Consider the following 15,467-nt stretch of genomic DNA (forward strand, 5'->3'; position numbering starts at 1 on the left):
TTTGTATCAAAATTACGCTACACGCTACACGCTACACGCTACACGCTACACGCTACACGCTACACGCTACACGCTACACGCTTCAACTTCGACAGGAACACCACTATGAAAACGAAATTCCGCTTCTTCTCGTTGAATGAGTTGACCTTCACGCTCGCCAATTAAGCGAATTCGTTCACTAATATCTTCTCCCGCAATCGCTTCAGCTAGCGCTAGGTAATCTTGATAATGACGCGCTTCTGAGCGTAACAAAGAAACATAAAACTTATTCAACTCGTCATCTAAAAACGGTGCCAGTTTGGCAAAACGCTCACAAGATCGCGCTTCAATATAAGCACCGATAATCAACTTATCAATGAGGGCAGCAGGCTCGTAGGTTCTGACCGTTTTCATTAAACCTTTGGCGTAGGTTCCAGCGGTCAGGTTCTGATAAGGGATGCCTCGGTTTTCCATAATCTCAAGCACTTGCTCAAAGTGGTGGAATTCCTCTTTAATCAAACGCACCATTTTATCAACCAGATCTTGACCATGCTCAAAGCCATCTTTTACGGTTAGGCTGCCAGATTGCATAATGCTTTTTTCTGGGAACTCGACATCACGAATGCACTTATAGACGTAATCTTCATAAGGTTTAGCCCATTGAATCAGTGTTTGACCACTTTGCTGATCAACCGCATATTTGCGCACCATAAACATGGCCGTTTGAGCCGCTTTTAATTCGCAATTGCAGTGGTCAATCAGCAAGGCGTTTAAATGTTCTGGTTGCTTGGCTTTTTCTATCCAAGCCTCTGGGGTTGGACAATGTAGAAATTGGTGTATAGGTTTCAGTAATTCTTGATACATGGCAATAAAGGTTTCGAATGGAAATTATGGTCAATTTTATCACACTACACTTTATTTCCGTTATCGAATCTCAATGAAGAACTATGAAAATGACTCGATAAGCGTTATAACTAATGCTTATAAGGCAAAGTGATGCCTCAAAGATAAATGCTGATGGAGAGGGAAGCCCATATGAAGTTACAACAGCTGAGATATATTGTTGAAGTGGTGAATAACAACCTAAATGTCTCTGCTACGGCGGAAAATTTATATACGTCGCAGCCGGGCATTAGTAAGCAAGTTCGTTTGCTAGAAGATGAACTAGGTATTCAGATTTTTGAACGTAGTGGCAAGCACTTAACGACAGTCACTCCGGCAGGTCAAGAAATTGTCCGTATTTCTCAACAAATCTTATCCCGAGTAGAAAGCATTAAGGCAGTGGCAGGTGAGCACACTAACCCTGAAAGTGGCACGCTCAACATTTCGACTACCCACACTCAAGCTCGTTACGCTTTACCAGATGTGATTAAAGGTTTTACCGCTCGTTATCCAAAAGTGTCTTTGCATATGCACCAAGGTACGCCGAGTCAAATGTCAGAAGCGGTGTCAAAAGGCACGGCTAACTTTGCGATTGCGACAGAAGCGCTGCATTTATATCAAGATGCCATCATGCTGCCTTGTTATCACTGGAATCGTTCTATTGTCGTCCGAAAAGATCATCCTTTGGCGCAATTAGGTAAGGTAACGATTGAAGAGTTGGCTAAGTATTCTTTGGTTACTTATGTCTTTGGTTTCACTGGTCGCTCTGAGTTAGATACCGCGTTTAATCTGGCGGGCTTACAACCTAAAATTGTGTTTACTGCCACCGATGCTGACGTGATTAAAACTTACGTTCGTTTGGGTATTGGGGTAGGTGTTTTTGCTAGTATGGCGATCGATGAAGAACAAGATGATGATTTGGTGGCCATCGATGCCAGCCATATCTTCGGCGCGAGCACCACGAGTATTGGGTTTAAGCGTGGCACTTTCTTAAGAAGCTATATGTTTGATTTTATGGAACGCTTTGCTCCTCATTTAACCCGTCCGGTTGTCGAAAAAGCGATTGGCTTGAAGAATAACCAAGAAATAGAAACCATGTTTAAAGATATTGAGTTACCCGTTCGTTAATGTGTGAATCCCTCTCTCAGCGCTTTTCTGTACTAGATAAAGCGCTCATTTCTACTCAAGAGTTTTGGCGGACGGAACCGTTCCATTCAAGCATCAATGAAAGCTTACCCTGGCTTAACCATCCCGCGCTCTGCGAATTTCTGACTAGCTTGGAAGTTGAAGATATTGAGCAGCTAAAAGGGGATACCTCAAAGTTAGTTGAGTGCTTAACGCCTTTTATTCCCGCTTTAACCAGTTTATGGGCTCAATGTGAATTAGATAGTTTACTATTGACGGGTGAGCATGATACTCAACATTTAAGTGTTGGGATCCCGGGAAGAAAATGGCAACAGATCACTGCGATGGGAGAGGCCGCACTACGAGTTAACCGTCCTGGACAAGAGTGGTTGGAATGGTGTGCCGGTAAGGGATACTTAGGACAATGGTTAGCGCAGCAGTCGCAACTTCCTATGATCAGTTTTGAGTGGCAAGACAGCCTGTGTGTAATGGGACAAGCTTTGGCGGATAAACATCAATTACCAATGACCTTTATTCAGGGCGATGCGCTATCTGATGATTGCCATAAGGTATTTAAGCCCAATCAACACGCGGTGGCATTGCATGCCTGTGGTGATTTACATGCTCATTTAATTGAACATGTGTGTCAGCAGGGGCTATCCGGCGTGACCCTTTCACCTTGTTGTTACCACTTAATTCAAGATGACGATTATCAGCCGCTTTCAACATTAGGCAAGCACTCTCAACTTCACCTTTCCAAAACAGATCTCAGGATCCCATTGCAAGAAACCGTGACCGGTGGGGAAAGAGTGAAGCGTCATCGTGAATTGGAAATGACCTATCGCCTAGGCTTCGATTGTTTGTTGCAAGATGCGAGCAATCAGCAAGGTTATACGTCGATTCCAAGTATTAAAAAATCACAGCTAAGCCAAGGGTTTGCCAGTTTCTGCCAATGGGCGAAAGAGCAGCGAAACTTGGATGTTACTCTTGAGGATTTAGATTATTGGAAGCAAAGAGGTGAAGAACGCTTTATTCAAATGGAGCGCTTGAGTCTAGTACAACAAGCCTTTCGAAGGCCGCTTGAAATGTGGTTAGTGTGTGATAAAGCTTTGCGTTTAGAACAAGCGGGATATGATGTTTCGCTTAGCACTTTCTGCCCGCGGGACATCACACCACGCAATATTCTTATTCAAGCGATTGAGAACCGATCACTCTAACGCCTGCTTTGCATCTATGTAGGGTAGGTCAAATCCCTCAGCGACTTCTTTAATGGTTAATTTACCATCAATAATATTTAGCCCTTTTAAAAAGCCCGCATCTTCCAACAAAGCTTGCCGATAGCCTTTGTTCGCCAGTTTTAGGATATAGGGTAGGGTGGCGTTATTAAGAGCAAAGGTTGAGGTTCTCGCAACGGCTCCGGGCATATTAGCGACACAATAATGAACGATATCATCAACCACATAAGTCGGATCTGCGTGAGTGGTAGCATGAGAGGTTTCAAAGCAACCTCCTTGATCAATGGCAACATCGACGAGAGCAGATCCTGCTTTCATGGTTTTTAAATGTTGCTTATTGATGAGTTTTGGCGCTGCCGCTCCGGGAACTAATACTGCACCAATAATGAGGTCAGCTTCGGTAACGAGTTGGTCAAGAAGTTCTCGAGTCGAGTAGGCTACTTTTGCGGTGCCTTGAAACTCCTCATCCAATTTGCGAAGTGTGTCGATATTTTTATCTAAAATCGTCACATCAGCACGTAACCCTACCGCCATTCTTGCAGCGTTAGAACCGACTACGCCACCGCCAAGAATAAGCACTTTTGCTGGCATCACCCCTGGTACACCAGAAAGAAGTAAGCCACTGCCACCGTGGGATTTTTCCAATGTTTGCGCGCCGGCTTGAATAGACATTCGACCAGCAACTTCAGACATTGGCGCTAATAGTGGCAGACGACCCATATTATCTGTTACAGTCTCATAGGCGATACAGATGGCTTTGCTCTTTATTAGGTCTTCCGTTTGTGGAAAATCTGGTGCGAGGTGCAAATAAGTGAACAATATTTGTCCTGGCTTGAGCAAAGCTCGTTCAGTGGATTGAGGCTCTTTGACCTTAACAATCATATCTGCAGTAGAATAGAGCTCTTTTGCAGTGGGAAGAATGGAAGCGCCTGCGGCGATGTAATCGTTGTCACTAAAGCCGATACCGGCTCCAGCCTGACTTTCGATAAACACTTGATGCCCGTGAGAGTATAGTTCTCTTACGCTAGCAGGGATCATGCCTACACGATATTCGTGGTTTTTGATTTCTTTTGGTACGCCAATTTTCATTCTGAACCCTCTTTTATTAGTGGTTGTTATGTCTGTCTAAAGGCTTATTCATTGGGCTAATGTAAAGTGTAGTTATGATTTAGTAATATTTGATTCTGAATATAAAGAGAATGTAGAATATATTTTTGCAGGGAAGTAATTAAGGTGAATATCAATGACAGATAATTATAAAAAGCCATCAAAGGACTTAGACAGGATTGACCGTAATATTCTAAATGAATTACAGAAAGATGGTCGAATTTCGAATGTAGAGCTTTCAAAGCGTGTGGGTTTATCGCCAACACCTTGTTTAGAACGTGTAAGGCGCCTTGAACGCCAAGGCTATATTACCGGTTATACCGCACTACTTAATCCACAGTATCTTGATGCATCACTTCTAGTGTTTGTTGAGATTACGTTAAACCGTGGTGCGCCTGATGTGTTTGAACAATTCAATACCGCAGTACAAAAATTAGATGATATCCAAGAATGTCATTTAGTTTCTGGTGATTTCGATTACTTATTGAAAACCCGTGTATCAGATATGAGTGCTTACCGTAAGCTATTAGGTGACACTTTATTACGCCTTCCTGGTGTGAATGACACGCGTACCTACGTGGTAATGGAAGAAGTCAAACAATCAAATCAGTTAGTGATTCAAACTCGATAATCAAAATATGTCCAAATGGTGTCAGGATGCGTTCAAATCTTCCTTTTGACGCTGTTTGGGTATAGGTTTTTCCACCTATTTCGGTTATTGTTATCGAGTGTTGTCTACCGAGCGGCTTAGGCCGCTCGTCGTATTTTGGACCACCGAGTGAATTATCCTTATTTTCATACCTAACTTGCTATTTTCAACAATGCAATAAGGTTTGACGTCATGTCTAAAATAAGAATATACCCAAAGTAATTAGAGCTGCAGCTTCAAGTACGATGGGTACGCCCATTAAGCACTCGGGAATAGGGGAACGTTTTGTTTACGTACAGCAAAAATATTTTCAAGCAAGGCAAGTCGAAAACCGTCACCATCATTAAAGCGAAAGAAACTAAGTCGAAACCTCGTCTTAATGGCTCACAACGTTTGAAAGAGTGTGGCTTGATCTTAGGCTTATTGATCGCCATTTTAATGATGGTGGCTCTTTTCTCATTTAATCCAGCGGATCCATCGTGGTCGCAAACAGCATGGGGCGGTACTGTCCATAATGCTGGTGGTTATATCGGGGCTTGGCTTGCGGATACTCTATTCTTCAGCTTTGGCGTATTTGCCTACCCACTACCTTTTATTATCCTAGGCGCAAGCTGGGCATTCTTCCGTTCACGAGATGAAGGGGAGGGGATTGATTTCCTACTATGGGGTACACGTCTACTTGGCCTAACTATCATGCTATTAACCAGCTGTGGCCTAGCAGATATTAATTTTGATGACATTTGGTACTTCTCATCGGGCGGTGTCGTCGGTGATGTTTTAACCTCTGTTGCCACTCCAGCATTGAATATTTTAGGGTCAACTTTAGTTTTCATGTTTTTGTGGGGCGCAGGTTTTACCTTATTAACCGGCATTTCTTGGTTGAGTATTGTTGAACATTTAGGGCAAGCTGCTTTACGCTTAACTCAGCGTTTATTTAATCGCGCACGTCACTCAGAACCAACTACATTATCAGCGAACCACTATCAACAAGCTGAATTAAGTCAGATGCATATTGAAGGCATTGATGATGATGCACTTTCTTTAAAAGCAGTGGATTTGCAGCAAGATGAAGAGTTCGACATCGTAGATGATGCGCAAACTGCTGAGCCAGCTGTTGATTTTGAACAAAAGAAAAAACCACGTTTTAATATTCACTTCCCACGTAAATCAGCCAAGAAAGCTCAGATTGAACCAAGTGCGCATGGTGAGCCTGCTCTAGATATTAGCGAAGAAGATCTTGATGATCCGTTATTCTCAGCGCCTTCAGCAACGACACCATCTGCAAAAGCCGCGCAAGTGAAATCTGTTCAAGCCTCAGAACCTGCAGTGAGCACGGAACAAGAGGTGAAAATTCAGCAGACAATGAGTTCAGCATCTTTTGATATTGAAAATAATTCTGCGACAGAATCATCAAATCGTTATCAAAATCCAAATGCAACGATTGCAGAATTGGATCAGCGAGCGGTTTCTGAAAATGACTTTGTTGAGCAAGACAGTGACACTACTGCTTCAGTACAAGCGCCAACACAAGCTCCTAGCCAAACAGCTCAACAAGAAGCACCATCGGTACCGATTGCTGCAGAGCAAAGCGCAGCTAAGCCAGAAAGCGCTATCGATGATATTACTTTAGAGGAAAATACCCCTTCATTAGGAAATCTTGATTCTGTTCTCGACGATGAACCTAATCAGCAAATTGAAGCTGAGTCTGTTCAAACTCATTCACAACAAGGGTCAGTTACTTCTATGCAGGGTTCGAGTTCGGCAAATAATGAAAACCTTGCTGCAACTACATCGAATATTTCTCAGCCACCAACTCAGAATAAAACAAACAATGCTCAACAAGAAAGCGTTCAGCAATCTGTCATTTCAGCTGAAGAAGCGGCACAACAACCAATTCAAGCAGAACAAGATCAACCTGAAGATCAGGATGCCGCAGCGTTTCAAAATATGGTTACAGCAGCACAAGCTAGTGCTTTGGCATCACAAAATCCATTCTTAGTGCAACAAGATGTGAATTTACCGGTGCCAACATCACCAATGCCAACATTGGAATTGTTGTATCACCCAGAAAAACGTGAAAGCCACATTGACCGTGATGCACTGGAAGAGATTGCACGCTTGGTTGAATCTAAGCTTGCCGATTATAAAATTGAAGCGCGTGTTGTTGATATTTTCCCCGGGCCAGTGATCACTCGTTTTGAGCTAGATTTAGCGCCAGGCGTGAAAGTAAGCCGAATTTCTGGCCTATCTATGGATCTTGCTCGTGCACTATCAGCAATGGCTGTAAGGGTAGTAGAAGTTATTCCTGGCAAGCCATATGTTGGTTTAGAACTACCGAATATGAGCCGTGAAACGGTTTATTTTTCAGATGTAGTGGGTACAGAAGCATTCCAAAACAATAAATCGCCAACAGCCGTAGTGTTGGGGCAAGATATTGCTGGTGAAGCGGTGATTGCGGATCTAGCTAAAATGCCTCATGTATTAGTGGCAGGTACCACCGGGTCTGGTAAATCGGTCGGCGTAAACGTGATGATCTTGAGTATTTTGTATAAAGCGACCCCAGAAGATGTGCGCTTTATTATGATCGACCCGAAAATGTTGGAATTATCGATTTATGAAGGTATTCCTCATTTATTATCGGAAGTCGTAACGGATATGAAAGATGCCTCAAACGCGCTTCGTTGGTGTGTTGGGGAAATGGAGCGTCGTTATAAACTAATGTCAGCATTAGGCGTCCGTAACCTGAAAGGATACAACGAGAAGCTCAAAATGGCAGCTGATGCGGGTCACCCAATTCATGACCCATTATGGAAACCGGGTGATAGTATGGATGAAATGCCACCACGTTTAGAAAAATTGCCGTACATTGTGGTGATCGTCGATGAATTTGCTGATCTGATTATGGTCGTGGGTAAAAAAGTGGAAGAGTTGATCGCCCGTTTAGCTCAAAAAGCGCGTGCGGCAGGTATCCACTTAGTATTGGCGACTCAGCGTCCATCGGTGGATGTGATTACCGGTCTGATTAAAGCCAATATTCCAACTCGTGTCGCGTTTACCGTATCAACCAAAACTGATTCACGCACTATTTTGGATCAAGGCGGTGCCGAGTCACTGCTTGGTATGGGGGATATGCTATATCTACCACCAGGTTCAAATCACACCACTCGTGTTCATGGTGCGTTTGCATCCGATGATGATGTGCATGCGGTAGTGAATGATTGGAAAGCACGTGGTAAGCCTGTTTATATTGATGAAATTGTTCATGGCGAGGCAACTTCGGAAAGCTTACTACCAGGTGAGCAATTAGAAAGCGAAGAAGATGCTGATCCACTTTACGATCAAGTGGTTGAATTTGTAACCGAATCTCGCCGAGGTTCAGTGTCGGGCGTTCAGCGTCGTTTTAAAATTGGTTACAACCGTGCCGCAAGAATTGTGGAACAACTTGAAGCTCAAGGTGTCGTAAGTGCACCGGGGCATAACGGAAACCGCGAAGTAATTGCTCCACCACCGATTAAGCAGTTTGATTAACGGCTCGATCAACGATGATTGAAAATACAAAAATTGCGATATCAGGTTTTATAATGTCGAGGATGGATATGAGAAATTGGTTACTAGTATTATTGCTGGCAAGCACCAGTGTTTGGGCGGAACCGAAAGATGAATTGAATGCTCGATTGAGTAAAAATGATGGCTTTAGTGCTGACTTCACCCAAAAAGTTACCAGCCCAGAAGGCGAAGTACTGCTTGATGGTGAAGGGAGTGCAGATATATCTCGTCCAAGTTTATTTCGTTGGAAAACATCCGCGCCAGATGAAACTCTGCTTGTGTCTGATGGTAAAAATGTTTGGTACTACAGCCCATTTGTCGAGCAAGTGACGATTTTGAGTCAAGAACAAGCTACCGCTCAAACGCCGTTTGTTTTGCTAACTCGTAATCGTGCTAGTGATTGGGCAAATTATGATGTGACTCAATCGAATGATACTTTCACTTTGAAACCTACGGCAGCAGATAGCTCGGTTGGTACATTCCAAATCAAAATCAATGCTAAGGGTGTCGTTCAGCAATTTAATGTGATTGAACAAGATGGCCAGAAAAGCCAGTTTGAGTTTACCCATTTCTCAATGAAAAAACCGGATGCTGCAATCTTTAGCTTTAGTGTTCCTAAAGGTGTTGAGGTTGATGACCAGCGTCAATAATCAGGTAAACTTTAATGAATAATTTTAGTTTAGATTTTTCAGCTGATGAAGACTTTCGCCCACTGGCCGCTCGTATGCGGCCAGTGTCGATTGATCACTACTGTGGTCAGCAGCATATTCTAGGCCCTAATAAGCCATTACGTAGGGCGTTAGAGGCGGGTCATTTGCATTCAATGATCTTGTGGGGGCCTCCTGGTACCGGCAAAACCACACTTGCAGAAGTGGCGGCCAATTACGCCAATGCGGAAGTAGAACGAATTTCTGCTGTAACGTCTGGGGTAAAAGATATCCGTCTGGCTATTGAAAAGGCGCGAGAGCATAAATTATCTGGCCGTAAAACCGTTTTGTTTGTTGATGAGGTGCATCGCTTTAACAAAAGCCAACAAGATGCTTTTTTGCCGCATATCGAAGATGGCACTGTGACCTTTATTGGCGCAACCACTGAAAATCCTTCTTTTGAATTAAATAATGCACTGTTATCTCGTGCTCGCGTGTATAAGCTTACCTCTCTCGATCATGCTGATATTATGGCTGTGCTTAAGCAAGCGATCGAAGATCCGGAGCGCGGTTTAGGCAAAATTGCTGCGACATTTGAAGATGAAGTACTTGAGAGGTTAGTTGATTTAGTCAATGGCGATGCTCGCATGTCGCTCAACTACCTTGAACTACTGTACGATTTAGCTGATGAAAACGCGCAAAATCAAAAAGTCATTACCTTAGCTTTATTAGCGGAAGTAGCGGGTGAGAAAGTTGCCCGTTTCGATAATAAAGGCGACATGTGGTACGACTTAATTTCAGCGGTACATAAATCGATTCGCGGTTCTAATCCCGATGCGGCGCTCTATTGGGCGGCGCGTATGATGGCGGCGGGTTGCGATCCTTTATATATTGTCAGACGCTTATTAGCGATTGCGTCTGAAGATATTGGTAATGCCGATCCTAGAGCAATGCAAGTCGCGATTTCTGCTTGGGACTGCTTCACTCGAATTGGTCCAGCTGAAGGCGAAAGAGCAATTGCTCAAGCGATTGTGTATTTAGCTTGTGCGCCAAAAAGTAATGCAGTTTATACAGCTTGGAAGCAAGCGCTTGCAGATGCTCATAATCAACCAGAGTTTGATGTGCCACTGCATCTGCGTAACGCTCCTACCAATTTAATGAAAGATATGGGCTATGGACAAGAATACCGTTACGCTCACGATGAGCCCGGTGCTTACGCCGCAGGTGAGAATTATTTCCCTGAAGAAATGGCCGACACTCGTTACTATTTTCCGACAAATCGTGGCTTAGAAGGAAAAATTAACGATAAGCTAGAGTATTTGGCTGAATTAGATGCAAAAAGCCAACAAAAGCGCTATCAAAAATAGTGCTTTTTGGGTATCTTTTTAACCTAGTGCCTAGTTTATTTTAGATAATGGCGTTAGACACTATAAAATCTTCTTAAAAGTAGCTTAAAGGCTGCTTTAATCACACTTAGACCAACAGGATTAGCAATGCTTGATTCTAAATTATTTCGAACTGAGCTGGATAATACAGCTGCCAAATTAGCCCGTCGTGGCTTCACGCTGGATGTAGAAACCATCCGTAGCCTAGAAGAACAACGTAAGTCTTTACAAATTAAGACTGAAGAATTGCAGGCATTGCGTAACTCCCGTTCGAAATCCATAGGCCAAGCGAAAGCAAAAGGTGATCACGACGAAGCCGCGCGTATTATGGCGGAAGTCGGTAACTTAGGCGCTGATCTTGATGCAGCAAAAACGGCTTTAGCTGAGCTACAAAATAAGCTAGATGAAATTACTTTCTCAGTTCCAAACTTACCAGATGATTCTGTACCAAATGGTAAAGATGAAAACGACAACGTAGAAGTTGCTCGTTGGGGTGAGCCGAAAGCGTATGAATTTGAATTAAAAGATCATGTTGACCTTGGTGAGATGGGCGACGGTTTAGACTTTGCTAGCGCAGTAAAAGTAACCGGTTCTCGTTTTATCGTAATGAGGGGGCAATTTGCTCGACTGCACCGTGCTATCGCGCAATTTATGCTGGATCTACACACTGAGCAACATGGCTATACAGAACTGTATGTCCCATACCTAGTGAATTCAGACAGCTTATTTGGAACCGGTCAATTACCTAAGTTTGGTGAAGACCTATTCCACACTCGTCCTCTAACAGAGCAAGTGAGTGATGAGCCTCTGAAAACATTGTCACTGATTCCAACCGCGGAAGTGCCAGTGACTAACCTAATGCGTGACACTATTACAGATGAAGCGGATCTTCCTGTAAAAATGACCGCTCACACACCATGTTTCCGTTCTGAAGCGGGCTCTTATGGTCGTGATACTCGTGGTCTGATCCGTATGCACCAGTTCGACAAAGTTGAACTAGTACAAATTGTGAAGCCAGAAGATTCAATGGCGGCACTGGAAGAGCTAACAGGTCATGCTGAAAAAGTACTGCAATTACTAGAGCTTCCTTACCGTAAAGTGGTGTTATGTACTGGCGATATGGGCTTTGGTGCCGTTAAGACTTACGATTTAGAAGTATGGGTTCCTGCACAAGAGACCTATCGTGAGATTTCATCTTGTTCTAACTGTGGGGACTTCCAAGCTCGTCGCATGCAGGCGCGTTTCCGCCGTAAAGGTGAAAAGAAACCAGAATTGTTGCATACACTGAATGGTTCTGGCCTAGCGGTAGGGCGTACTATGGTGGCGATCTTAGAGAACAACCAGCAAGCAGATGGCACAATTGAAGTTCCTCAAGTACTGCGCCCATACATGAATGGCTTAACTCATATTGGTGGTTAAGACTTTGTTGTTGGTATAAAAAAACCGAAGCAGATGCTTCGGTTTTTTTTTATATTTAAAGTTTGGTGATATTAATACCAATCGTACTAATTATCTGATCATTTTTGCTTGCTAAAAGTCTCGATAACTTCGTTGGAAATTTTGATTGTAGAATAACTACTTATCGAAAATTTTCGCCTTGTTCTCAAGCCTTTTTTCTACGCAATTTCTGACCATCTAATTAGTGTGATTGGTATAATTTCGTGATTATTTTTCTGCTTTGGCAGATTTATCACCGTCTTCAGCGGTTGCCTTTTCTAGTTTGACACGTGGTTGTACATATTTATGCGATACATCTACTAAGGCGACATTGTCAATAAAGGTACGACCTAACAATACTGGGTATTGAAGATGAGTACGGTCAGTTAAAGTAAAGTCTGTTTTGGTTTTGTGATCGCCAATTTGAATTTCTAATTTAACAACTGGTCGAGATGACGATGGCTCTTCTGATGTCGATTGTATCACTTCGACCCAACGAGTGACTGGGTAGGTCATGGTTTTACTTTCCCATTTCTTATGAGCAAGTTTGAAGTCAACAAAGCTTTTGCCATCTTTTTTGTAGGTCTTGATATCAATAGCACTAATCGATGATGATGTCGCACCGGTATCAACACGAGCCAACACATTACGATTAAGTGGCTTGATATAAATCCATTCTTTTTCACCTAAGATCAAGTTACCGTTTGAGGTGTGAGTTTCAACGTTAACTTCTTTTGGTGTCACTTGACTGACAGGTTGCGCTTTTTCTGCTGCTACTGTTGAAAAAGAGCAAGAGAATAAAGCAATAAGTAACCATTTAAACATATTAAGCAGACCTTAAATTCATTGGGCAAAATCTTTAGGTTAATATTAACACAAACTCTTGATGTTACAGAATAAGCAAAGTACGCATTTTGCTTGTTACTTACAATTGTTATCACTTTGCTAGCTCTGCCTTTTAAGCATACTGAAAGCAGTCATCGTTATTGAGAGCTAATGCTATTGTTTTAACTAAGTGAGTGATTTGCTCCGGTGTGGCAATAAAAGGTGGCATAACGTAAATCAATTGTCCAAATGGCCGTATCCAGACACCATTTTCAATAAATAGCTGCTGAATATTTTCCATATTGACTAACTGGTGAGTCTCTACCACGCCGATGGCACCGAGCCAGCGCACTGATTTGACTCGTTGGTGGTTTTCAAGCTCGGGTAGTGTGCTTTCAAAAATCGATTCTATCGTTGCCACCTGATGTTGCCACTGACCTTGCTTAATAATATCTAAACTGGCGCTGGCAACCGCGCAAGCTAAAGGGTTCCCCATAAAGGTTGGCCCATGCATAAAACAACCAGATTCTCCGCTGCAGATAGTATCGGCAATAGTTTGGCTCGTCAGGGTGGCTGAAAGTGTCATATAACCACCGGTTAACGCCTTACCCAAGCATAATATATCCGGTTCAATGCCCGCATGTTCAAACGCAAAGAGCTTGCCAGTACGACCAAACCCAGTAGCAATTTCATCTAAAATTAATAGTAGTTCATATTGGTCACATAGCTGACGCACTTCTTTTAAAAACTCAGGATGGTAAATCCGCATCCCACCGGCACCTTGTACGATTGGCTCTAAGATCACAGCCGCAATTTCTTGATGATGCGTGGTGATCTTATCTTTAAAGTCGGTAATGTCTTGCGGATCATAAGCAGGCCATTGTCCCTGATGAATTTGATAACAACTCGGTGACTTGGCAAAGATATGTTCTGGCAAAAAGCCTTTATACATTTTGTGCATCGAATTATCGGGATCAGTCACCGACATGGCGGCAAAGGTATCACCATGATAACCGTGTGAAAGGGTTAAAAATTTAGCACGTTTAGGTGATTCTGGCTTTTCAGTTTGCTTAGTGTGCCAGTACTGCAAAGCCATTTTTAGCGCGACTTCGACCGATACCGAACCCGAGTCGGCAAGAAATACTTGCTGTAGATTTTCTGGTGTTAACTCCAAAAGGCTCTTGCACAGCGAAATGGCAGGACGATGGGTTAAACCTCCAAACATCACATGTGACATGTCGTCTATTTGGTTATGGGCCGCTTGATTGAGTTGCGGATGATTATAACCATGAATTGCTGACCACCATGAAGACATACCATCAATCAGCGTTTCGCCACTTTCTAATTCAATATGCACACCATGGGCTCTACTTACCGGATAACACTTTAGCGGAGCAAGCGTCGAAGTGTAGGGGTGCCAGATATGCTGACGGTCAAATTCTAGATCGCAGTTTTCCATAGCATGATTGTTTGTTATTAAACTCATTGTAAACCTTGTTATATTTATTTGGTTGACATGCTATCTTGCATGATTAGACTAGCCAAGTTTTTGACATAAGATTTTTACATTAATGCTTTTTAGATAAGGAAGAATTGTGGAGATAAGGCATAACTGGACTGTGCAGCAAGTGCATGAATTACTTGATAAACCATTTATGGATTTGTTGTTTGAAGCGCAGCTGGTACATCGAAAATTTCAACAAGCGAACCATGTTCAAGTTAGCACATTACTTTCAATTAAAACTGGAGCTTGCCCTGAAGATTGCAAGTATTGTCCACAAAGTGCCCATTATCGAACCGATGTAGAAAAAGAGCGCTTAATGGAAGTTGAGCGAGTTTTAGATGCTGCTCAAAAAGCAAAAAATTCAGGTTCCACAAGATTTTGTATGGGAGCCGCTTGGAAAAATCCTAAAGAGCGTGATATGCCGTATTTGATGGAAATGATCAAAGGGGTCAAGGAGATGGGGTTAGAAACCTGTATGACACTAGGTATGTTAACGCCGGATCAAGCGCAAGATTTATCAAATGCAGGGCTTGATTACTACAACCATAATCTTGATACCTCGCCAGAATTTTACGGCAATATTATTACTACTCGAACCTACCAAGACCGTCTCGATACTCTTTCTCATGTCAGGGATTCAGGAATGAAAATATGTTCAGGCGGCATAATTGGTATGGGAGAAAGTGTCAGCGACCGCGCTGGTTTATTGGTTGAGTTAGCGAATTTACCCACTCACCCGGAAAGTGTGCCAATCAATATGCTGGTGAAAGTAAAAGGCACGCCAATGGAAAATGTGGATGATGTCGAACCATTCGACTTTATCCGTTTAATTGCCATTGCGCGAATCATGATGCCACATTCTGCGGTACGTCTATCGGCAGGACGCGAAAACATGAATGAGCAAATGCAGGCGTTGTGTTTTATGGCTGGAGCAAATTCTATTTTCTACGGCTGCAAATTACTAACTACACCAAACCCAGAAGAAGACACTGATCTGCAACTGTTTAAAAAGTTAGGTATTAATCGTTCAGAAGTGCACCAGAAACCGGATGAAGTACAAGAAAGTGATTTAATTGAGCAAGTTATCGAGCGTGTTGTTATTCGACCAACCAAAGATGACTTGTTCTATGAAGCCCAGAGCTAGTT

11 protein-coding genes and 2 pseudogenes are annotated in these 15,467 nt (G+C 42.8%); 9 read left to right on the plus strand and 4 right to left on the minus strand.

The annotated features are described in order from the left end of the window. Positions 1 to 66 precede the first annotated feature (66 nt). Complete coding sequence (miaE, locus tag K358_RS0112415; protein ID WP_038150150.1) at positions 67 to 843, minus strand: tRNA isopentenyl-2-thiomethyl-A-37 hydroxylase MiaE; 777 nt, start codon at positions 841 to 843, stop codon at positions 67 to 69. A 171-nt stretch (positions 844 to 1,014) separates the two neighbouring features. Between miaE and cysB the strand changes: the two genes are divergently transcribed. Continuing rightward, positions 1,015 to 1,989, plus strand: a complete 975-nt coding sequence (gene cysB / locus K358_RS0112420; RefSeq protein ID WP_027697127.1) for an HTH-type transcriptional regulator CysB — start codon at positions 1,015 to 1,017, stop codon at positions 1,987 to 1,989. Continuing rightward, complete coding sequence (locus K358_RS0112425; protein ID WP_027697128.1) at positions 1,989 to 3,203, plus strand: methyltransferase; 1,215 nt, start codon at positions 1,989 to 1,991, stop codon at positions 3,201 to 3,203. The genes cysB and K358_RS0112425 overlap by 1 nt, the downstream gene beginning before the upstream one ends. Here K358_RS0112425 and ald read toward each other — a convergent pair. Then, positions 3,195 to 4,310 carry an alanine dehydrogenase gene (gene ald, locus K358_RS0112430; RefSeq protein ID WP_027697129.1) on the minus strand — a complete coding sequence of 372 codons (1,116 nt, stop codon included), beginning with the start codon at positions 4,308 to 4,310 and terminating at the stop codon, positions 3,195 to 3,197. The two genes, K358_RS0112425 and ald, sit on opposite strands and share 9 nt — an antisense overlap. Before the next feature lie 154 nt (positions 4,311 to 4,464). Here ald and lrp point away from each other — a divergent pair, with 154 nt between their 5' ends. From lrp to serS, 6 genes and pseudogenes are all read left to right on the plus strand, one after another. Continuing rightward, complete coding sequence (gene lrp, locus K358_RS0112435; RefSeq protein ID WP_027697130.1) at positions 4,465 to 4,959, plus strand: leucine-responsive transcriptional regulator Lrp; 495 nt, start codon at positions 4,465 to 4,467, stop codon at positions 4,957 to 4,959. A 324-nt stretch (positions 4,960 to 5,283) separates the two neighbouring features. Further along, positions 5,284 to 5,890 (plus strand): annotated as a pseudogene (locus K358_RS19585) (DNA translocase FtsK 4TM domain-containing protein); the annotation flags it as partial. A gap of 1,004 nt (positions 5,891 to 6,894) precedes the next feature. Then, a pseudogene (locus K358_RS19590) lies at positions 6,895 to 8,505 on the plus strand (DNA translocase FtsK); the annotation flags it as partial. Between the two features lie 68 nt (positions 8,506 to 8,573). Then, positions 8,574 to 9,173: an outer membrane lipoprotein periplasmic chaperone LolA gene (gene lolA, locus K358_RS0112445; RefSeq protein ID WP_027697132.1), complete on the plus strand. Its 600-nt coding sequence runs from the start codon at positions 8,574 to 8,576 to the stop codon at positions 9,171 to 9,173. Positions 9,174 to 9,187: 14 nt separating this feature from the next. Next, positions 9,188 to 10,537: a replication-associated recombination protein A gene (locus tag K358_RS0112450; protein ID WP_027697133.1), complete on the plus strand. Its 1,350-nt coding sequence runs from the start codon at positions 9,188 to 9,190 to the stop codon at positions 10,535 to 10,537. Between the two features lie 126 nt (positions 10,538 to 10,663). Continuing rightward, positions 10,664 to 11,974 (plus strand): serine--tRNA ligase, encoded by a 1,311-nt coding sequence (gene serS, locus K358_RS0112455; RefSeq protein ID WP_027697134.1) that lies wholly within the window; start codon positions 10,664 to 10,666, stop codon positions 11,972 to 11,974. A gap of 246 nt (positions 11,975 to 12,220) precedes the next feature. Here serS and K358_RS0112460 read toward each other — a convergent pair whose 3' ends face one another. Together K358_RS0112460 and bioA are read right to left on the minus strand one after the other, a co-directional pair. Next, positions 12,221 to 12,817, minus strand: coding sequence for an ATP-dependent zinc protease family protein (locus K358_RS0112460; protein WP_027697135.1), 597 nt, complete (start codon positions 12,815 to 12,817; stop codon positions 12,221 to 12,223). Between the two features lie 133 nt (positions 12,818 to 12,950). Then, positions 12,951 to 14,276, minus strand: a complete 1,326-nt coding sequence (gene bioA, locus K358_RS0112465; protein WP_027697136.1) for an adenosylmethionine--8-amino-7-oxononanoate transaminase — start codon at positions 14,274 to 14,276, stop codon at positions 12,951 to 12,953. Positions 14,277 to 14,412: 136 nt separating this feature from the next. On the opposite strand from bioA, the gene bioB reads away from it, so the two are divergent. After that, on the plus strand, positions 14,413 to 15,465 hold the full coding sequence (bioB, locus tag K358_RS0112470) for a biotin synthase BioB (RefSeq protein ID WP_027697137.1): 1,053 nt from the start codon (positions 14,413 to 14,415) through the stop codon (positions 15,463 to 15,465). The last annotated feature ends 2 nt before the right edge of the window (positions 15,466 to 15,467 follow it).

The organism is Vibrio litoralis DSM 17657, assembly GCF_000426765.1.
GTDB classification, from domain to species: domain Bacteria; phylum Pseudomonadota; class Gammaproteobacteria; order Enterobacterales; family Vibrionaceae; genus Vibrio; species Vibrio litoralis.